General features: G+C 46.8%; 24 protein-coding genes. 5 read left to right on the top strand and 19 right to left on the bottom strand.

Annotation, left to right across the window (positions count from 1 at the left end):
* The 4 genes from C7R91_RS16795 to C7R91_RS29150 form a co-directional block, all read right to left on the bottom strand.
* Entirely contained in the window at positions 1-591 is a 591-nt protein-coding gene (locus tag C7R91_RS16795) for a hypothetical protein (RefSeq protein ID WP_047072946.1), read from the bottom strand.
* 65 nt (positions 592-656) lie between these two features.
* Positions 657-1,391, bottom strand: a complete 735-nt coding sequence (locus C7R91_RS16790) for a hypothetical protein (RefSeq protein WP_047072947.1) — start codon at positions 1,389-1,391, stop codon at positions 657-659.
* A gap of 26 nt (positions 1,392-1,417) precedes the next feature.
* Positions 1,418-2,062 (bottom strand): hypothetical protein, encoded by a 645-nt coding sequence (locus tag C7R91_RS16785; protein ID WP_141336872.1) that lies wholly within the window; start codon positions 2,060-2,062, stop codon positions 1,418-1,420.
* Between the two features lie 125 nt (positions 2,063-2,187).
* Entirely contained in the window at positions 2,188-2,532 is a 345-nt protein-coding gene (locus C7R91_RS29150; protein ID WP_141336873.1) for a hypothetical protein, read from the bottom strand.
* A 75-nt stretch (positions 2,533-2,607) separates the two neighbouring features.
* On the opposite strand from C7R91_RS29150, the gene C7R91_RS16780 reads away from it, so the two are divergent.
* The gene (locus C7R91_RS16780; protein WP_047072949.1) at positions 2,608-2,826 is read left to right on the top strand and encodes a hypothetical protein; all 219 of its coding nucleotides are present in this window, start codon (positions 2,608-2,610) and stop codon (positions 2,824-2,826) included.
* A gap of 361 nt (positions 2,827-3,187) precedes the next feature.
* Here C7R91_RS16780 and C7R91_RS16770 read toward each other — a convergent pair whose 3' ends face one another.
* From C7R91_RS16770 to C7R91_RS16740, 7 genes are all read right to left on the bottom strand, one after another.
* Positions 3,188-3,409, bottom strand: coding sequence for a hypothetical protein (locus C7R91_RS16770; RefSeq protein ID WP_047072952.1), 222 nt, complete (start codon positions 3,407-3,409; stop codon positions 3,188-3,190).
* A gap of 81 nt (positions 3,410-3,490) precedes the next feature.
* Positions 3,491-3,706, bottom strand: a complete 216-nt coding sequence (locus C7R91_RS16765) for a helix-turn-helix transcriptional regulator (protein ID WP_047072954.1) — start codon at positions 3,704-3,706, stop codon at positions 3,491-3,493.
* 84 nt (positions 3,707-3,790) lie between these two features.
* Entirely contained in the window at positions 3,791-4,759 is a 969-nt protein-coding gene (locus C7R91_RS16760; protein ID WP_047072956.1) for a hypothetical protein, read from the bottom strand.
* Positions 4,760-4,990: 231 nt separating this feature from the next.
* Entirely contained in the window at positions 4,991-5,437 is a 447-nt protein-coding gene (locus tag C7R91_RS16755) for a hypothetical protein (RefSeq protein WP_236697955.1), read from the bottom strand.
* An 85-nt stretch (positions 5,438-5,522) separates the two neighbouring features.
* Positions 5,523-5,867, bottom strand: a complete 345-nt coding sequence (locus C7R91_RS16750) for a hypothetical protein (protein ID WP_047072959.1) — start codon at positions 5,865-5,867, stop codon at positions 5,523-5,525.
* 333 nt (positions 5,868-6,200) lie between these two features.
* Positions 6,201-6,500 carry a hypothetical protein gene (locus C7R91_RS16745; protein ID WP_047072960.1) on the bottom strand — a complete coding sequence of 100 codons (300 nt, stop codon included), beginning with the start codon at positions 6,498-6,500 and terminating at the stop codon, positions 6,201-6,203.
* Between the two features lies 1 nt (position 6,501).
* Positions 6,502-6,870: a hypothetical protein gene (locus C7R91_RS16740; protein WP_047072961.1), complete on the bottom strand. Its 369-nt coding sequence runs from the start codon at positions 6,868-6,870 to the stop codon at positions 6,502-6,504.
* Positions 6,871-7,113: 243 nt separating this feature from the next.
* On the opposite strand from C7R91_RS16740, the gene C7R91_RS16735 reads away from it, so the two are divergent.
* Positions 7,114-7,326 carry a helix-turn-helix domain-containing protein gene (locus C7R91_RS16735; protein ID WP_047072963.1) on the top strand — a complete coding sequence of 71 codons (213 nt, stop codon included), beginning with the start codon at positions 7,114-7,116 and terminating at the stop codon, positions 7,324-7,326.
* A gap of 99 nt (positions 7,327-7,425) precedes the next feature.
* Here C7R91_RS16735 and C7R91_RS16730 read toward each other — a convergent pair whose 3' ends face one another.
* From C7R91_RS16730 to C7R91_RS16710, 5 genes are all read right to left on the bottom strand, one after another.
* Entirely contained in the window at positions 7,426-8,484 is a 1,059-nt protein-coding gene (locus tag C7R91_RS16730; protein WP_236697956.1) for a tyrosine-type recombinase/integrase, read from the bottom strand.
* A gap of 452 nt (positions 8,485-8,936) precedes the next feature.
* The gene (locus C7R91_RS16725; protein WP_047072965.1) at positions 8,937-9,704 is read right to left on the bottom strand and encodes a tetratricopeptide repeat protein; all 768 of its coding nucleotides are present in this window, start codon (positions 9,702-9,704) and stop codon (positions 8,937-8,939) included.
* A 991-nt stretch (positions 9,705-10,695) separates the two neighbouring features.
* Positions 10,696-11,724: a tyrosine-type recombinase/integrase gene (locus C7R91_RS16720; RefSeq protein WP_047072968.1), complete on the bottom strand. Its 1,029-nt coding sequence runs from the start codon at positions 11,722-11,724 to the stop codon at positions 10,696-10,698.
* A 233-nt stretch (positions 11,725-11,957) separates the two neighbouring features.
* Complete coding sequence (erpA, locus tag C7R91_RS16715) at positions 11,958-12,317, bottom strand: iron-sulfur cluster insertion protein ErpA (protein WP_007716763.1); 360 nt, start codon at positions 12,315-12,317, stop codon at positions 11,958-11,960.
* Between the two features lie 150 nt (positions 12,318-12,467).
* Positions 12,468-12,689 (bottom strand): aspartyl-phosphate phosphatase Spo0E family protein, encoded by a 222-nt coding sequence (locus C7R91_RS16710; protein WP_047072970.1) that lies wholly within the window; start codon positions 12,687-12,689, stop codon positions 12,468-12,470.
* Positions 12,690-13,069: 380 nt separating this feature from the next.
* Between C7R91_RS16710 and mqnE the strand changes: the two genes are divergently transcribed.
* A complete protein-coding gene (gene mqnE, locus C7R91_RS16705; protein WP_047072973.1) occupies positions 13,070-14,173 on the top strand; it encodes an aminofutalosine synthase MqnE in 1,104 nt (367 codons plus the stop codon).
* 104 nt (positions 14,174-14,277) lie between these two features.
* Here the strand turns inward: mqnE and C7R91_RS16700 are convergent, their stop codons facing one another.
* Positions 14,278-14,541, bottom strand: coding sequence for a DUF1450 domain-containing protein (locus C7R91_RS16700; protein ID WP_047072975.1), 264 nt, complete (start codon positions 14,539-14,541; stop codon positions 14,278-14,280).
* Positions 14,542-14,714: 173 nt separating this feature from the next.
* Here C7R91_RS16700 and C7R91_RS16695 point away from each other — a divergent pair, with 173 nt between their 5' ends.
* Both C7R91_RS16695 and C7R91_RS16690 read left to right on the top strand, forming a co-directional pair.
* Positions 14,715-15,782 carry an NAD(P)/FAD-dependent oxidoreductase gene (locus C7R91_RS16695; protein WP_047072977.1) on the top strand — a complete coding sequence of 356 codons (1,068 nt, stop codon included), beginning with the start codon at positions 14,715-14,717 and terminating at the stop codon, positions 15,780-15,782.
* A gap of 110 nt (positions 15,783-15,892) precedes the next feature.
* Entirely contained in the window at positions 15,893-16,753 is an 861-nt protein-coding gene (locus tag C7R91_RS16690) for an MBL fold metallo-hydrolase (RefSeq protein WP_047072978.1), read from the top strand.
* Positions 16,754-16,821: 68 nt separating this feature from the next.
* Here C7R91_RS16690 and C7R91_RS16685 read toward each other — a convergent pair whose 3' ends face one another.
* Positions 16,822-17,580: a carbon-nitrogen hydrolase family protein gene (locus C7R91_RS16685; protein WP_047072980.1), complete on the bottom strand. Its 759-nt coding sequence runs from the start codon at positions 17,578-17,580 to the stop codon at positions 16,822-16,824.
* A 16-nt stretch (positions 17,581-17,596) separates the two neighbouring features.
* Positions 17,597-18,502, bottom strand: a complete 906-nt coding sequence (locus tag C7R91_RS16680) for an ATP-grasp domain-containing protein (protein ID WP_047073392.1) — start codon at positions 18,500-18,502, stop codon at positions 17,597-17,599.
* Positions 18,503-18,606: the final 104 nt, after the last annotated feature.

Raw genomic sequence — 18,606 nt, 5'->3', positions numbered from 1 at the left:
TTAAATTAAGTGCTCAATCTCGCTGTAATGACGCCAGGCGGCATCCTGTTCCGCTTGATACGCGTCCGGATCGTTCTTCAAGCGCTCGACTTCCGCTTTTATCTTGGCTTCTCGAATATGGTGAGGCTCGGTGCTTTTATAATCGTAGGTATCAGCCCATGGTGACTCGTTTAGGTATTCCAAGAAGAAACTAAACCTGCGCATCTTGGAGGTTTTGTCAATCTCACTCTCTTTGCCTTCGTTAATGGCTGCGTTAATCTCGTCCATCTCTCGCAGACACCACTCTACGCTGCTCGCAATAAGACCGGAGTGACGTCCGATGCACATACGCGCCAGCTTCGCCGTCTCGCGGTATTTCTCCAATTTCGAAGTGTCAACGTGAACTAACGACCCCGACGCGATAACTGCCGCATACTGGACCGCGATCTTGTAAAACGGTGCCAACTGTTCCGCTAGAATGACGCCGAGCGGAATCGGTACGAATTTCTCCGGTGGCTCGGGCGGCTGACCTTTAGCGATTCGGCTGGCTGCGACTCGTTGCCGGAGCTCCTCCGTCTTTGCTGCGATTTCTTCGTTTGTCTCAAACGCCATCTAATCTCCTCCTGTATAAGAAATAAAAGCGCCACCCGTTAGGGCAGCGCTCTGCGTCGATATAGCTATGCCTGTTTTGCTTTTTCTAAAGACTCTTGATAAGCCTTTTTCTCGTCGTAGTTATCGGGGTCATTAATGGAGAGGGCTGCTAGGCTTCCTAAATCAGTCTGGACCACCTGGACAACCAGACTATTGAACACATCGCTTTTCTCTAACGCTTCTGCCGATTGCAATATCTCCTCCGCTTCTCTATATTCTTCGGACTTGTAATCGTCTTTCAGCTTGCGGAATACCTCCTGCAATTCCAGTTGGGAGCGTCCTCGTTCTTGACCACCCATGCCGGAAACAATCGGAACAATTAAATTTCCGAAATCTTCACGAACCATTTCCGCGAGGTATGGGTCTTCTATACCGCCAGTAAATTCCATTAATGCTTGTTTTGCTCTAGCGGGATTTGGTGTAAGTGCAATCGTAGTTTTCAATTCGCCTAATTGCTTTCGGAAACGCTCGATTGTTGCGTCATTTGGCTTTTTCATAGGAGCATTAATGATCTTTTCGGCCTTCATTTTTGCACTAGCCAGTTCCTCCCGAATCCCTTTTTTCATCATCTTTGCCAGGTCGATTAGTTCCTGCTCTTTATCTTTCTTTAACTCCTTGATAAGGTATTCCCTTCCATGCTCTGAAAACTTCGGATCGCGTTCGATCTTTTGGATTTCGTCGCGAAGTTGTTGCTGAAATACGCGATAAGTACCTGTAGACCCTTGTATAATGTCATATACTTTTTGAATGTGTTCTTTCATAAATGCGTTTCCCCCTTAATTTTTAATTACTGTTGGTCCTCGGATACCACGCGTGCAACGTCTGTGGGTAAGCGACGATGACTCTGCGCAGCGACAAGTTCATTTTCGTGAATAAACGGAGCAAGTCTGTCCTCGAATACGTGTGGAATATGAGGATGCGCTCCGTGTTGGCCGTTTTTGTAATAGTTATAAACCATCTCGTTAAATTGAGAGTAGAAAGGTTGATAGCGATCCCTCACTTCGTGCAGGTCCAAGACAGCGTTGAAATAAGCGGCGCGCGCATCCTTCAACCTCGCGATAATTGGGTCAACCTCTGCGGCACGTATCGCGGGAATCTGGTTTAGCCGGTAGTCTTCCGCTAGATGCGCAATTGTAATACGATCTGCCTGTGCCTTCTCATCAGAAATAAATTGATACACCTGCACTCGCTCCTGCACCGCTAATTCCGCAGCTTTTTCGGCATCTACGATTTGTGTGCGTAGCTTACCCTTTTCTGCTGTACAATCCTTCCCTTCTTTCAATTCGCGATGCACACATGCGTCATACTGCGATCTAAGAGTTTGTACGTGCTCCTTTGCATCGCGCTCTTTCTCCCAGTAACGATCTCGCAATTCTTTGAACTTTTCATCTTGCTTCTTAAACTGCTCCATTAGTTCCCATTGTTTGATCATTGTTATTCCTCCGTTTGATTGGTTTATTGAAAGCGCCTCGACCGTCTCCAGTTTTGGCGCTATATCAACGCAACGCTTCAATTGCTCCCATACCCTCAACCTCGTCTGACTTATCCCGGAGTCCATCACGAATAAGCCTGGAGAGTTTCCGGACCGCCTGGCGTATTTCTGCGCGTTTGACCTCGATTGACCCCGCGTTCTTGTACCGGACTGCACCACGTAGGATTGTCGTTGATATGCGTAAATCCTGCGCGATAGAAAGGTAGCGAGCGTAATAGCAGCCGCTCTCTTCCGGCCGTCTCCCTGCTTTGCCATAGCTTACGGAATTCATCTTCGCGGTCCTGGAATGTACTCGCTATAAAGCGGGACTCGCGCGGGAACTCCGTGCGTAAACGTTCGTCATCGTTAACAAGCGTTTGGAGGCGCTGTGCTTCCGCTAGTAATGCGCTCTGAAATGAGTCAGTGGTCATGACGGCAATTCCTTTCTTGGAGGATTTTGTAATTTCTTGTAGAAGAACTCCTAAACTAAGTAGGGAGTGATTGATTTGTTAACATTAAAAGACTGGACTATTGAAGGTATTGCAGATGTCGTGTTGTTTGCAAACGATGATGCTGTAACTGCTATCCAAAACGACGTAGTCATCGGCTATATTAAATTAACGAAAGAGAACAACCCGATGATAGAAAGTGTTAGCCCTAATTACAGGGCAATTATTTATCCTGAAAATAAAAAGATCGAGGTCGGGGTCAAACCAAGACGCTAGTCACTAAACTCCAGAGCATTTCTGTGACATGAAATCAACCTCTAGAGCCTTGATTACCTGCATGGCTTCATTAATGGTCAATTGTTGCTGGACTAACCACTTAAGCACGGTCTCACGTAGTTCATTGTATTCACAGTGTCCTACACATTGAGGTACTAAGTAGACACCTGTAAATTTGCTCATCTTATCGCCTCCTTTACTGTTACTTTCTCCTCTCGTCCGTCGGAATCGGACGGGGGGATTTTATGTGTGCATTTGGTTCGCAAATCGGTGATTTCGCCCTATTTAAGCCTACATTTCTAATGCATTCGATAGCCGGTAAGGGGAACGTAGCCCCGTGCTTCAAAACCGCCAAAACTGCCTAATTGCGTACACACTCAACGTCAACACCGAGCATCCGCCGCATCGATCGTTTCCTCCGATTTGGTACGCGATACTGCACCGCGATCCGTTTGCCTGCGCGATAATACCTCGCCATCGGTTCAACGTCAGGATAGTAACGGCGGATTCGCGCCATGATTCCGATATCCTCCGTGTAGGCTGCGAGATGGTCGGCGTCCAAGCGCCAAAGGGCGTTATTCATTACTTGACTTTTTCACCTCACTTGACATAAAATTAAGTTGGGTAATTATGATCAAAAATCTAATATGTGATCAAAAAATAATTAGGCGGGTAATTCACGAAGTCTCTGCGCGCTTTCAGGAGTCAGACCGAATTCCGCAACGATCCGGATAGCTAACTTCCTGCTAACTTGTTTCATTCCACGCTCAATCTCACTGATCATTCCGCCTGTTACCTTGATCCGTCTACCGAACTCGTCCTGGGTTAGCCCTTCTACTGCACGTAACCGAATCACCAGCTCACTATCAACTTTGACCACTTCACTCACTCCCTTTTAGTCAACTTCCTACTGAATACTCAACTACAAGGGCAAATTAAAGAACCCTTTGTAGCCCTTCCCACCTTATAGCACGGTTGTCCCGACTGTCAGACTGTGCCGATGATTTCGATAGTTCTGCCACTCTCGCGCCCGCATCCATTCTGCCGATACCTCCCGCATGTTGTACGTCACGACGTCGCCCGGTTCCTCCGCGTCTCTCCATCTCGCATTACCTTTCGGATTATAGCGTTTACCCTCGTACTCCGATTCCGGAACCCACTTCGGAGCGCGTCTCCCGTTCCGAAACCGCTTGTCCATATCATCTGCGTTGTCTTTTGCGTAACACCCGCTGTCTCGCGTCTCATTTCGTCCCATCCTCGAGTCTTTTGTCGGTGTCTCTGAGTAATACGGAATCTCGCGCATCTCTACCGGACTGTAAAACGGATACTCTAACGTATGTCGCTCCTGGTCCTTCTTTAACCGCTCGTCGCCCGTCCGCCCCACCCGCTGCCGAATCTTGTCCTTATACGCGAGACACTCGTCGCCGCATATCTTCGCGCAGTTGTTCCGACTCCGGTCTAGAAAAAACCATTCGCAGACTTCGCAGCGCTTGATCCGGTGACGGTTGCGCGGCCCAATCCGGAGACGACCGTAATAACGGAGCAATACGAAGTCCGCCGCACCTGACCCGATGTACGGACGATCCTCCACCGCGAACTCATCCGGTACTCTCGTCCGCTTGAGGCCGCGCGTATGATCCTCCGCAAGTATGTAGTCCGCCAAATGATCGAGTAGCGCCGGCACCGATGGGCGACCGTTGATTAACGTATGGGCAGACGTGCCGACCGCGAGTAACGGCTTGTCCTCGACTTTCGTATGATCCAATTGCGCCCACCCTTCGGAAATGAGCTCGTCGATAATTTCGCGAGTCAATTTGTTACGAGAGGCGAGCGATGTTTCCGCGTGTTTGCGGTAATGCTCGCGCTTGTGATTCGGGAAGCCACGGCGGGCGATGGCGGTGAGTCCTGCGTGTTGAATTGCCTGTTTTTGCAAACGACGACCTCCATTCTGAGCGATTCCCGTTTATGGGGCGCGGCTCTTTCGTTTTTAATTGGTCTTGTCTTTGCGCGATAAGATATGTGTTAGTTCATATATGACTGACCTCGCGATAGAGGGAACGTAGTGACTGATTGATGCGATATCTTTTTATCGTTCTTGTTCTTTCGTTCTTGTTAATTCGTTATTATTACTTTCCTATGCGCGGGATTCCGTTGGTTCCCAGACTCAGGAATCCGTGCCATCCCGTAAATAGGAATCGTATCTTTTCGGATAGAAAAGCGGTAGATACAGCTTCTTGACGTTCCCCATCCACGCCACTTTTTCGGTCATTACGAGCCCCTCCGATTCCATGATAGAAACGAGCGGTCTGATTCGGTCGCCGTGAATCCCGGTATCTCTCCGGATCTGCTCAACGGTCGGGTACGCCCACATGTAGAAGTCGTTTGTCTCTTTCCCGTGAGCGTGCGCCTGGAGGTACATATAGATCGTCAGCGCGTCTCGGGCGGTCGCACCGTCATACTTCGCAACGAGTTCCGGCATTATCTCGCGGTAGATAGCGTGAGGGATCGGTGTGAATCCGCCGCCTCCGTCCGATAGCACCCGATGTTTTTGCGCGGCTGCCGTCCGCCCCGGTTCCATCAGTCGCTGATAACGTGAATCGCGTGCTTGCATTCGTTCGTCCTCCGTTCTTATCGCGTTATAATCGAACCCATACCGTAGGCCAACGCCGTGAGCACGTCAGCCGACGGTGTGATTTTTATTCTTGCTCGTAAGCATCGCATCGCCTGTTGTTCTGATAATACTGATCTTGAATCCGGCCAGCAGCGCCCCTTAGCAGCTCAATTATGTCTGCCGCATCCTGATCGCCTACTATTTCAATCTGGATACCTCGTACCCAACCTCCTTTTCCATTGTAGTCGCCGACTGTTAACTCGCGGCCATCGCTCATTGTAAACTTGAACTTCCAAAAAAGCGCACTGTTTTCTGGTTCAAACGCGTCAGTTATTGCAATTGTGGTTACGCCATTACAACTTTCACAGCAATTCGGATTGTGCCTTGCCGTAGTTTCGGTTTTTAATGCAAATTGACCGAATGTCGTCATATTTACCTCTCCCTTTTCGTTTTATCCGGCCCGATCGGTTCGCGCCGTTTGCTCCTCTACTTGTTCATTCGTAGCTCAATCGCTTCTGCACACTTTTGGCGCAGGAAATTTTCCCGCTCATTACTTTTGTCGTACGCGATCGCCTATTTCGCGCACCCTCTATGTATTAATTCGTACACCAAATTGTTTCGCACACTTTCCGGACAAAAAAAAATAAAGCGACCGTTTGGCGCCGGCGCTTTCGTTCATTATCGATCCCATTCCGTTGGCGCGAAATGAGACCCCTCCGTTATCGGCCCGCCTATCGCCGACAACTTCATCGGCAAGCTGTATTTATGCGTTCATGTCTTTCACGATTACGTTATGTTCCGCAATGCACATTAAAAACTCCGTTAGGCCGAAGTGGTAAAGAGACGATATATCAAAATCATCTCCGACCTCTATCTCGAATAGCTCCGCGTCCGTAGAGTAAACCCCATTGTGCCCATAAACCTGCGTTACCGTTGCGAAGGCAAGTGACATTTTATCGTAGGTAATTGCGTACCGATCGGAGATTAGTATCCCATCGAAGATATCCGCAACGATAGAACCATCGACATCATCGTAACTAGTTAAGATTTTTATGTTTTTCATATTAAAACCCTCCTTGGATTTGGCTCCGGAACTGTTCCGGTAGCATCTCGTGGTATTTGAAGTAATGACCATATATCGAATAGTTGAGGTACTCGCGCATCATATCGAGCCCGCTCATGCTGGCGAGTTTATCGACGAGGGCTTGTACCATCTGTTCGGTAATCTCCGGTCCCTCAAACATCGGTCGCTCGCGCAAGTCTGATTCGTAATAATCTTCCGCCTTCTTAACGCGGCACCAATAGAGTATTTGATTTGGCAAATAGTCCTCGCTGGCTACGTAAAAGCAATGCTTGTCATCGATAAGCCATCCCGGAGCCGTTCCGTATTCGTCCGCCTCGTCGTCGTAAAATCGCAGCGTGATCGGTGTCATACGCGGCGCCCCCGTTCCTGTTCGGCTATGAGCGCCATAAGCAACCGCAACCGCGTACGCAGTGTCAGTCGTTGGTACGTCCCTGCCTTCATCCTCACTTTTCGTTTCCTCCTATTGGATAACCATTGAGTATGTGTTAAGATATCAGCAAGTCAACTAGTTAACTTCTTGTGATGTAATCATATCGCTATCTTGTATACATGTCAACTAGTTAACAAGTATTTTTTTGGAGGAGTTTATCCTATGATTCGTATATCCCTAGACAAGATAATGAAAGCAGAAGGTTGGGACCAAAAATACGTTATTGAAAAGACAGGTTTGAATAGAAATACGGTAAAATCATTGGTAGCAAACGCTAGCACACGCATTGATTTTCCTACTTTAAATGCCTTATGCAAAAACCTCGGACTAACGCCATCGCAAATTATTGAATACACTCCAGACAAAGAAGAGTAAAAAAAACGCCCACCAACCGGAAATTCTCCGACAGTGGGCATTTGTTACTTGTATCATTTCCTCGTTACAACCCTCTCTTAATTATAGTTTTCCATTTTCTCATTTCACCACCTGATTAAGCGGTGAGTGTTTCTCATGTTCGCTTTTTATATAGGCACTCGATAGATGTGTGTACCTAAGAACTTGACGCGGATCAACGTGACCTAGTAGCAACTGTAGTAATCGCGTATTATGATTCGCTTCCAAAAACATAGTTGCTCCGGTGTGGCGAAGAAGATAAGGATAGATACGCATATCTAGTCCCGCTGCTTCGGCGTACTTCTTTAGTCGACTTCGAAAATGATTTGCACTCATTTTTTCTCCGTATACAGTTAGAAAGACGTACTCAGAATTTGATTTTTTGCTCGTGTAGTCTATCAACTTTCTCAATAATCTCATTGTGTATTCAGATATTGGCAATACTCTTGACCGCCGCGATTTGGTCATCGTTGATCTGAGGCGTATTATCCCCCGTTCGAAATCGATGTCTTTCTTCTTGAGCGAAACAATTTCACCAACTCTGCAAAAAGTATCAATTTGGAGAATTAGCATGGAGAAATCTCTGTAGCCACTATATGTAGTGCGGTCTGGGGCACGAATAAGTTTCTTAAGTTGATTTACTGACAGTATATTTATATCCCCTTCCGTCTCCTTAACATTTTTTATATTAGCGAAGGGATTAGAATTAATTAGTTTTTCAGCATGTAAAAACCGGAACATGGTTCTGAGTCCCTTTAGTCGCATATTAACAGTTACCGGTGAAAGACCCTCTGTCTGATACTTTTCTGGCTTATGCGAATGACCATTCCATTTACGTTTTGATTTCAGCATCCAAGTAATATAATTTCTTATCACTGACGGCGTCACGCTTTTCAACTTCAACTCAAAATCATTGCTTTTTAAGTATCCGCAGAAAAAGCGGTAGTTTTCACGATATGTTTCTAATGTTCTCTCCGCTATTCCCTCCGCAATTTTAGCGCGATAGAAAATGTCGAATAGGTCATCGAGTAATTCTATTCGATCCTGCTCTCTCCTTACATAATCATTTTCCACCCTTTTAAGCAACTCAAAAACGTCATCAAGCGTATATCTATTCTGATCTTCTTCATGATTAATCAATTAATTTCATCCCTTACGTAATTTTGCTGTGCTTAAAAATTACAGTAGAAATCATCGAAATAACAGTCTGATTCTTTTGTTAGTTTTAGCCGATATAAAAATATGTGCAACTATAACTAACGCTAGATGACGCGTGTTAACGATATAAGCGATACTTAACGCATGCCCAACGTAAATACATGAAGAGATTACGTAAAACAAACGCTAACACCCCGCTAGGTCAAAGTTAGTTTTTGATACGCGGATTTTTGACGCCTACTGATCTCTTTGTGCAGTCGATAAATAAGCGCTCCCACACGCACGGGATGCGCTTTTCTTACGTTCATACTCCGGACGGTATCGTAACCCTCCCTCGATAGGTAACGCGCTAGATAGGCGAAAATCAACCGTAGAATTGACGCTGGCTAAAGAAAAGACCGCTATCCCTCGCGATGAAGGAAAGCGGCTTTTTGTTATTTGTATCGACTCAAATTAGTCTTCGCGTACTCATTATCAGGATTCGACTCGACCGCTTTTTGATACGCTTCTTTTGCTTTAGCTACGTCACGCATAGCCTCATAGCTAACGCCAAGCACGTTCAAGCCGTCGGATTTTTTGATGCTGTCGGTTTCGGAATCCACGAACTTTTTGGCAGCATCGATCGACTCCTCAAACCGCCCCAGCTTCATATACGATAGAGCTAACCCAAAATTAGCATCGTTGTGCGCACTATCTCGCTTAAGAGCCTTGTTGAACCACATTGCCGCCTCATTCGGACTTTCCTTCTTTTCTCCTATCCCGTTCAAATGCAATTGTCCGATCCTTACCATTTGACCCGCAATACTGTCTCCATAAGTTTTATCCGCGAACACTTTCCACTCGTCGTTTTCAACCACTACCAAACGCTTGTAGGTATGGCTTTTATCCTTTTCCTCCGTATAGCTGTGTTGTTTTTCCGTCACGTCGAATACGATTGTCTCACGGTTCTTTTCCGCCTGCTTAACCTCGACCCCGTTCAACTTGTAGAGCTCCGCATTCAACTGCATAAATAGCACGAAATCCTCTTTACTCGTAGCCTTCCGGTCGGCCTCCGATAGAAGTCCGTACGCTGCGTCATAGTTCGCGTTGATTACGTTCGTGTAGTACGACTCTAGCGTTTCTTTCGGATCGCCTTTCGGACCGCATCCGTATAGTGTCGCGATTAAGACAATAACGAATAATGATAGCGTAAACCGTTTCATATCGGACCCCCATCCGCATTAGTTGCCTAATTATACCATAAAAGGCGCGTGCTTACGGTGAACACTCGTCTCATTCGCAGATTCAGAGCCCAAAAGTTTAAAAATATTGCGCAAATTTTTTTCGACTTTAGCGCTTTTGTAAATATGAGTCGCTTGGGTAAACTCAAGACCCGGGGTTTTAAATCCTGCGCGCAAGGTGTAGATACCAGACCGCGGGGTTTCGGAGGGGTGTCCTGGGGCTTCGCACGACCGACAAAAACTTGAATTGTTTCCGTTTTTGACACTATTCCGACCATTCATCTACATGTATACTTATGCATTTGTGTCAGCTAGTTGAGTCCGAGAATAAAAAGTTATGTCGCGTATGTGAACTAAAGTGCCCAGCGCCGTTATGCGGTTTCTGAGCGTATTCATCCGTTGCATACGTCCTCTTGTTCATGCATACGCAACAATGGCGTAATGTAAACGTTTATGCATCGTATGTATAATTGCATAAAACGTTTATACATGCATAACGAGTGCATAAACGCCTCGGTTAAATTGGCGTAATTGTGCGTACAATCGCGACAATATCGACATGATTCGACATACCCCCGAAGTTTTCGGAGGGGTCGCGTGCCGGAGGCTCCCAGCGGATGAAAACACCTCTATTCGGAAACAAACGGCACTATTCCCGACCGCGATAAGCCCATACGCCGCGCTGGATTTCGTCACTTTGACGGTAACTTCCGATCCCTCTGAGTTAGCGCAGCTCGTCCGGTGCCTCCCGTCAGCGACCGCTATAGTAACTTTACATGTAAACCGGAGAACCCGCGTCACGCCTACGTTTGAGCCCCGAAAATTGCGCCGAATGTACAGTTTTGTAAACTTAATTCGCGGCATAGTTGACGGATAGACACGCGTCACTACGGTGTTTTGCGGACATTGCCGGAGATAGGATGTGATTACCCGATTCGTACCGATAACGGAAAAAAACGCCAGCCGGAAATGGCTAGCGTCTCTTTATGAACCGATTAACTGGACTGTGTGCGTCGTGACTGTTGCGCATGTCTTCCGTATCCATTTGAACGTACCGCCTCATGGTTCGGATATCTGCCCAACCTCCCATCTTCTGAATAGTGAACGGATCAGCGCCGTTAAGCACCATTCCCTTTGCCCACGTATGACGCCATACATGGCTCGTCATTTTCTTGGCGCTTATTCCAGCCCTCTCTCCGTAATACTTCAACCGTTTATTAAAGTGATTCGGTGATAACGGCTCGCCGTAACAAGATAAAAACAAACGATCAGTCGTAAAGTGTTCGCGATTCTCACTGATGAGCTGTAGTAGTAGTTTCGCAGTATGTGCGGATATAGGGATATGGCGCGGCTTTCGATTTTTTGAACGTTCGCCGGGTATTGTTATGAATCGCGTTTGAAAATCAATGTCCGGAATTCGAAGACCGAGCAACTCTGATGCCCTCATTCCAGAATCCAATAGACACGTCATTCCGACAAAATCGCGAAAGCCTACAAAATCGCGCCTATCCGGTTGCTCCAATAGAGCCTTCACTTCTTCATCCGTAAAGCAATTTGTTAGATCAACGTCCTGGCGAATCAATTTTACGTTCGTAATCGGATTTACCTCGATCAACTCTTCGCGCGACAGATGGTTGAATATGGCCTTTAACGTACGTAGCCGTATATTTACCGTCGTATCAGAAAGACCGATCCGCTGCTCTGACGTGATAAACTTGTGCCCATCGTATCTCTTCGCGTCATACCGCATGTAGTTTACGTGGTCGCGGAAGTGATCCGACGTAAGCTCGTCAACGTACTCCACATCGTAATTATCGTGTAACCACTTTGTGAATTGCTTCCAATGATTGCTGTAGCCCGTCAAGGTCCGCTCTCGTACTCCCTCCGCACATTTAGCGGAAACTACTAGATCAAAAGCTTGGTCAAACGTCAGTCGCGGATATTCAGTGCCCGCCTGCCGCCTTCCGATTGGTGTACGTTTTGCGCGTTTCTTCAACACCATAAGAAAAAGCCTCCTCAACGGTATTTTTACGCAATCCACCGTTAAGAAGGCCGTTATCTACAACCCTAAAACGTAAATTTCGGGGTTGTTATTGTACATTCGCGCGATTGATAATCCGCAGATTTTCGAGTGCAATCCTCAACCCACGGTAGGCTTCCCGAAAAATTCCGGTTAGGCTACCGACTAGGCTCCGGTCAGATTACCGGAATCGAAAAACGTTGATATGCCGCCAATTAGTCGTCACATTTCTCCGCTTTTCCTTCAGCCAACGCTGTTTTGAACGAAGATCCACACCCACAAGAAGCGACTGCATTTGGATTCTCGATGGAGAAGCCTCCACCCATCATCGATTCCTTGAAATCGATCTCTGTACCTTTAATGTATGGATAGCTGTCCTTATCGACAACAATTTTTACACCGTTTTGCTCGAAGGTCTCGTCGCCTTCCTTCATCTCTTCGTCCCAGCCCATCCCGTAGGTAAAGCCGCTGCAACCACCTGTTCTGACACCTACCCGCAAAAACACATCGGGCTTGCCTTCTGCCGCCAGCATTTCTTTTACTTTCAGACTGGCGCGCTCTGTCAATGTAATCATGCTTCTTTCCCTCCTTCACAGGCTCATCATTCCTGCACTTGTTACAACCAGTATATTCAGTTTACTAAGAAACGCTTCTTCCCACAAGGTTCCCCTGCACTTTACGCGCTCATTCTCTCTTTTCAAATAAAAAAGAAGGGTTTCCCCTTCCTATGCAAAATGTGCATTGTTTTCCATTAAATAAAATCTATACGTTTTCTTCCGGTTCCCTGCCTTAGACAGACTATGATCGATCTGGTTCAGTTCGTTGTGTAGTTGATCAATTTGTATACTGTATTCTAGGACATCTGGATGATCTAACCCAAACTCTAACCCCATATTTACCATACGCTGTCGAAGGAGTTCGATTTTCTCGAGCAAAACGTCCCGCATTTGAAGCTCCTCCTAATAATAGATCAGGCTTTCTTACTATATTTTACAAGAACAGCTAGAATTTCGCAAACGGAAAATTCCTACTTTCCCCAATTAATGCCGATATTTGTTAGTTTTTTACAATATTCCGCACTTAGAAATATCGGCTTTTCATCACCAATAGAAGGAAAATCTGGCGAAGAGGAGCCGTGTGTAGAGTTGGAGAACTTATGATATTGTTCGTACTTACCAAGAGGTTTATAATATAGGTGCTCTTGTTGCCCGAGATTTACTCTATTCCTAAGAGCCTTTCCACTCCCATGGAACGAATATCGATTGGGTATGACTGGATTAAAGCTCTTTCATCTAAGAACCATTGACTTTGAAAGGAAGTGTTTGGAATGGCGCTTGAAACGATTGCCATACAGGACAAATCTCTCGCCGGAATCGCTGAAAAAGTTATGCATGGCGAAAGACTTACCTTGGAAGACGGTGTCACCCTTTTTAATTCCAACGATCTTTTGACGATTGGACAATTGGCTAACGTTGTTAACTATCGCAAGAATCAGGATAACGTTTACTTTTTGCAAAATCTGTACATCAACCCAACTAACGTGTGTGAAGCTCATTGCAAATTCTGTGGCTTCCGCCGCGATGAAGGGGATGAGGGTGCCTACACGATGAGCATGGAAGAGCTGCTTCATTATGTAGAAACGCGCTTCCATCCGGGTATCCGTGAATTCCATATCGTTGGCGGACATAACCAGCACAAGCCATTTGAATACTACCTCGACACCCTTCGTACCTTGAGAAAGGCGTACCCGGATGTGACGATTAAATCGTATACAGGTGCAGAGATCGAGTTCTTCTCCCGTATTTCCGGTCTATCCATCCGCGAGGTTTTGCAAGAGCTGATGAAGGCTGGTCTTCAAAGCCTTACTGGCGGTGGCGCTGAGATTTTGACTGAGCGCTATCGTATGAAAATGAGCCCGGAAAAAGCGAGTACAGACATGTACCTGCAAGTACACCGCACCGCTCATGAGTTGGGCTTGAAAACACATACCACCATGCTGTACGGCTCCATCGAGACATTGGAAGAGCGCGTGATCCACATGCTCCGCCTGCGCGAGCTGCAAGATGACACAAACGGCTTCATGGTGTTCATTCCATTGGCCGTTCAACCGATCAAAGCAACAGCTGGCATCAAACGCCGCAACTCTGCCATTGATGATTTGAAAACAATGGCGATCAGCCGTCTGATGCTCGATAACTTCCAGCATATCAAAGCATACTTCATCAACATCGGTACCCAGCTCACACAGCTTTCTTTGCAAATGGGAATTTCCGATGCTCATGGAACCTTGATCGAGGAGCGCATCAGTCACTCGGCCGGTGCACTTACCCAGCAAGCTCTGACTGTAGATGAGTTGGTTTGGTTGATCAAAGGCGCTGGAAAACGCGCGCTGGAACGCGATACCTTCTACAACGTGATCAAAGAACATTAATCCATAAAAAAGCTGATGCTCCAAATCACTTGGGCATCAGCTTTACTATTTTGATACGTGCACGGTTGATCATGCTCCCCAATGAACATCCTAAGAGAACAATCTTACAGAGGAAAGTCTGCATCCAGCAGCTCTTCTTCCTCCCGTAATTTATTCTTGATTTTCACCAGTAATTCATCCGCTGTTGGAGCTTGTACCAATGTGCCGTTTACAAGCGCGAATGGCTCCATGTAGCATTCACCGCAATACCCCAGACAGCCGTACTCGAGTACGTCCACATCCAGATCAGGATCATTTTCCAATGCATCCACGACGGATTGCGTATAGGAGGAAACATTGCTCGCGCAAAATTCTACTAGTGGTTTCATCTATTGTCACCTACCGATTATTTCGACATCATCACGTACTTTATTGTACCTCGACTTTGATAAAAATCCAGCGGAGAAAACGGGAAAAAGATTCTGCTTGCATTTTTAGTGAAAGAGACTAAAAATAGAGTGGGTGCTGTAAAAAACGGACAGAAGAAAGGACTAGACCTTCTATGAAACGACTTGTGATCCTTGGAGGAGGATACGGGGGTCTTCGTATTATTGAGCGAGTCCTGTCCCCTGATTTACCAGATGACGTATTTATAACCCTCGTAGACCGTATGCCGTTTCATGGCTTGAAAACAGAGTATTACGCTCTGGCGGCAGGTACTACACCGGAATCTCACCTGCGTGTTACTTTTCCAAACGATCCACGCCTGACCGTCAAATACGGTGAAATTGCTGGCGTGGAATTGGACGAGCAGGTCGTCAATTTTGCTAACGGGGACACCCTCTCCTACGATTGGCTTGTAATCGGATTGGGTTGTGAGGATCGTTACCATGATATCCCTGGTGCTGATCAATTTACATGTTCGATCCAAACCATGGGAGCTACTCGCAACACATACATGGCAATCAATAATGTGAACCCATACGGCACGGTTAGCGTTGTGGGCGGTGGTCTTTCCGGAGTGGAAATGGCTGCTGAGCTGCGCGAGAGCCGTCCCGACCTGAATGTGCGCATCATCGACCGCGGTCAAAGCATTTTGAGCCCATTCCCGAAAAAGCTTCAGGAATATGCTTCTCAATGGTTTATTGAGCACGATGTACAGCTTGTTTCCATGGCAAATGTCACTGGCATCGAGCAAGGGATCGTGTACAACCACAACCAGCCTGTTGAAAGTGATGTTATCGTATGGACAGCAGGTATTCAAGCTAACAAAATCGTGCGCTCTCTACCGATCGAAACAGACAACATCGGACGCGCCAAACTAAATCAGTATCATCAAATCCCATCCCATACGAACGTGTATGTGGTAGGTGACTGTGCAAGCACCATCATCGCGCCGAGCGCACAAACCGCTGAGATCCAAGGCGATCAAATTGCCTTGATGTTGAAAAAAGACATCAAAGGCGAGGAGTATCCAGCTTCATTGCCTGCTCTCAAGCACAAGGGCTTCCTCGGTTCCCTCGGCAAAAAGGAAGGCTTTGCCAGCATGGGAAAAATGTCTCTGGTTGGTCAGATGGCTCGTGTCATCAAGAGCGGTCAGCTATGGATGTACAAAAAACATATGGGATAGTGCACAAACCTGTTGGCCGGATGGTCTAACAGGTTTTCTTTTTTATATAATCTCCAAGCTGAATCGGCATAATATCGTAGACCGGAATAACCAGCTTGGAGGTTTTTTCAATGGAACCAAACACATATGAGGATATGAAAGATACGCTGGCTGATAACTACATGCCGATGACTTCCTTTCGAAGCGGAGTCGAAGAGACAGTCAGACCAGATGTAGAATGCTACACCATTCAAATTGTGAACATCGCGCTGGTCGGTGATTCAAAATCATGGGTTCTGGTAGATGCGGGGATGCCACAATCGGCGGAACAAATCATCGAGATTGCCCGGGAGCGCTTTGGTGAGGAAGCCAAGCCGAGAGCCATCCTGCTTACTCACGGCCATTTCGATCATGTTGGGGCAGTCGTCGAGCTCGTAAAAGCGTGGAGGGTTCCCGTCTATGCCCATCCGCTTGAAATCCCTTATTTGACAGGCCAAAAATACTATCCGGAGCCAGATGGAACGGTTGAAGGCGGACTGCTTGCGAAGATATCGCCGTTGTTTCCAAATGAACCAATCGATGTGGGCAGCCATGTTCATCCTTTGCCCGAAGACGGGAGTGTTCCCGAAATGCCTGGATGGCGCTGGATACACACACCTGGACATTCGCCTGGGCACATTTCGTTATTTCGTGATGAAGACAGAACTCTCCTTGCAGGAGACGCTTTTGTTACGGTAAAGCAGGACTCGTTGTATCAAGTCGTGACTCAGCAAAAGCAATTGACCGGTCCTCCTGTTTATTTGACAACCGATTGGCAGGCAGCTTGGCAATCCGTCGAAAAGCTTGCCAATCTCGCCCCTGCGTATGCAATCACTGGTCACGGTCCACCTATGTATGGTGAGGAGTTGGCCGATGGATTAGTCCAATTGGCTGCTGAGTTTGATCGTGTAGCTGTCCCCAAGTATGGACGTTATGTGGATATGGAGATGTAGACTGGCAAAAAAGCTGACGTCGGGATGGTTGGACGTCAGCTTTTTATGGTTGGTAAGACGATACCTTCCTAATCAACCAACTCAGGCTGGAAGCGCTCGGCCAATAATCGTGTCGCTCTTGCGGGATCAATCTCGTACATTAGCAGTTCTTCGCCCCCTGACGCCGCCACACACAGCCGTTCCCCGGTCGGTGAGATCAGCGTCGTCGTCACTTGTTGATCCGGAATCGCGTAGTTCACACTGGCGAAGTAGATGTTGTTTTCCAAGCTTCGGCAAACCATTGCCCCGTTGTAAAAATCGGGATTGCTGACTTCCCCTGTAAACATCGGATGGAAAACGATGCTCGCCCCACGGCGTGCCGCCCACCGTACCGTCTCTGGATATCGCCATCCCTCATGGCAAATAACAATGCCAAACGCCACATCCTCTATCGTAAACAATTGGCGCCCTTCGCCTGGAACATAGTCAAACTGATCCTCATCTGGATCGATCTGATTTTTTATTTGCAGCCCAAGATCTTCTCCCTGTTTCCCCACCACAAAGGCGACTAGATGATAACCGCGCTCATCTTTCCATTCCATCGGTAAAATGACGGCGAGCTGGCATTCCTTCGCCAGCACACGAATCTCTTCCAAAGCTCTCCGTTGTATCTCATGATCGTATGCCTCCACCTCATAGCCTACACCGCGCAGCCCCGGAATGACCGATTCAGGAAAGCAAATCAGATCGCAATTGTTTTGTGCAGCGTTGATCATCTGCTGTTTGATGATTGTAAGCCCCTCCGCCGCTGATTGGGGAAACCTCGTCTGAGCCAAGCCTATTTTCATGGAGAAATCCCTCTTTCTATAGAAGATTTCTTTTTAACCTCGTAAAAAATTCAAATCTATCAGCCTGTTCAGGCAGAGCAGACACCTGTGCATCCCCTAGCTCGAGGATGGTCCACGAGCCATTTTCCAGCTTGGCGATATCCATAGTAAAAAAGCGGCTCTTGATTTTTTTCGCTACCTCTAAAAATGACTGGAGGTCTGGCGGCGTATCGTCATATTGTCCTTCCTCCCAGTAATTTGCCATGTACATGGGTTCGCCATCCAAAAAGAAAACACGATATTCCTGAGATAATGGCATGTTGCTCTGCGAGTGATGGGTCAAAAATTGAAGCTTCACAAATTCTCGAAAGACGACTCCCTCATTCAACTCATCCTGTTGCAGCTCCAAAAATCGGCTGGTCACTTGCTGTACCTTTTCTTTATCGGAAGCATCGGGAATATAGCAAGCCTCATTCCAGTCGTGTTTTCGAGATTTCACATAATCTTTGATCATAATCGGAGCCTGTCCAAATCTATTTACGATCCGATACACGTTTTCAAATGACGCGTCTATCTCTTCTTTGTGCAGCCAGACCGACAACGGGGTGAAATCTTTGATGACCTCATAAGATTCAGGCAGGTAATGGCAATGCACGTACTTTTCGGGTGAATTGATTAACTCTACATTTTTGGCTAGCAGGGCGTCGTACAATTTTTGGTACAGGAACGGTTTTAGCATCCATCCCCTGTAGATAGCCATTACTTTTTCAGGAGAGGGTTGGATTTGTTTCACAGCCGCTAATGGGTTGTCCTGGTATATCAGTTGTTCCAAGCTGATCAGCTGAATGTCCAAGCCGAGTTGTTTTGCGCACGTATACTCATATTCGTAGGTTTCATCGACTTTGTTTTCTTGAAATGGCTGACTGCAAAATAAGACTTTCATCTGCACGATCGTCCTCTCAGAAATTGGCAATACCATCCCATTATACAAGATAATTCTTTGAACGTAAAAAACCGTCAAGACTAATCCTGACGGTTTCCTCATTT

The organism is Brevibacillus formosus (assembly GCF_003013405.1).
Taxonomy (GTDB): domain Bacteria; phylum Bacillota; class Bacilli; order Brevibacillales; family Brevibacillaceae; genus Brevibacillus; species Brevibacillus formosus.
Note: the sequence above shows the minus strand (reverse complement) of the source record. Positions and strands in the feature narration are given on the sequence as shown.

Coding starts and splice junctions, on each gene's coding strand:
- mqnE (WP_047072973.1), top strand. CDS start 13,070: ATGGCGCTTGAAACGATTGCCATACAGGACAAATCTCTCGCCGGAATC.
- erpA (WP_007716763.1), bottom strand. CDS start 12,317: ATGATTACATTGACAGAGCGCGCCAGTCTGAAAGTAAAAGAAATGCTG.
- C7R91_RS16795 (WP_047072946.1), bottom strand. CDS start 591: ATGGCGTTTGAGACAAACGAAGAAATCGCAGCAAAGACGGAGGAGCTC.
- C7R91_RS16720 (WP_047072968.1), bottom strand. CDS start 11,724: ATGGTGTTGAAGAAACGCGCAAAACGTACACCAATCGGAAGGCGGCAG.
- C7R91_RS16750 (WP_047072959.1), bottom strand. CDS start 5,867: ATGACGACATTCGGTCAATTTGCATTAAAAACCGAAACTACGGCAAGG.
- C7R91_RS16680 (WP_047073392.1), bottom strand. CDS start 18,502: ATGAAAGTCTTATTTTGCAGTCAGCCATTTCAAGAAAACAAAGTCGAT.
- C7R91_RS16735 (WP_047072963.1), top strand. CDS start 7,114: ATGATTCGTATATCCCTAGACAAGATAATGAAAGCAGAAGGTTGGGAC.
- C7R91_RS29150 (WP_141336873.1), bottom strand. CDS start 2,532: ATGACCACTGACTCATTTCAGAGCGCATTACTAGCGGAAGCACAGCGC.
- C7R91_RS16755 (WP_236697955.1), bottom strand. CDS start 5,437: ATGCAAGCACGCGATTCACGTTATCAGCGACTGATGGAACCGGGGCGG.
- C7R91_RS16710 (WP_047072970.1), bottom strand. CDS start 12,689: ATGCGGGACGTTTTGCTCGAGAAAATCGAACTCCTTCGACAGCGTATG.
- C7R91_RS16685 (WP_047072980.1), bottom strand. CDS start 17,580: ATGAAAATAGGCTTGGCTCAGACGAGGTTTCCCCAATCAGCGGCGGAG.
- C7R91_RS16700 (WP_047072975.1), bottom strand. CDS start 14,541: ATGAAACCACTAGTAGAATTTTGCGCGAGCAATGTTTCCTCCTATACG.
- C7R91_RS16725 (WP_047072965.1), bottom strand. CDS start 9,704: ATGAAACGGTTTACGCTATCATTATTCGTTATTGTCTTAATCGCGACA.
- C7R91_RS16690 (WP_047072978.1), top strand. CDS start 15,893: ATGGAACCAAACACATATGAGGATATGAAAGATACGCTGGCTGATAAC.
- C7R91_RS16745 (WP_047072960.1), bottom strand. CDS start 6,500: ATGAAAAACATAAAAATCTTAACTAGTTACGATGATGTCGATGGTTCT.
- C7R91_RS16695 (WP_047072977.1), top strand. CDS start 14,715: ATGAAACGACTTGTGATCCTTGGAGGAGGATACGGGGGTCTTCGTATT.
- C7R91_RS16740 (WP_047072961.1), bottom strand. CDS start 6,870: ATGACACCGATCACGCTGCGATTTTACGACGACGAGGCGGACGAATAC.
- C7R91_RS16770 (WP_047072952.1), bottom strand. CDS start 3,409: ATGAATAACGCCCTTTGGCGCTTGGACGCCGACCATCTCGCAGCCTAC.
- C7R91_RS16790 (WP_047072947.1), bottom strand. CDS start 1,391: ATGAAAGAACACATTCAAAAAGTATATGACATTATACAAGGGTCTACA.
- C7R91_RS16785 (WP_141336872.1), bottom strand. CDS start 2,062: ATGATCAAACAATGGGAACTAATGGAGCAGTTTAAGAAGCAAGATGAA.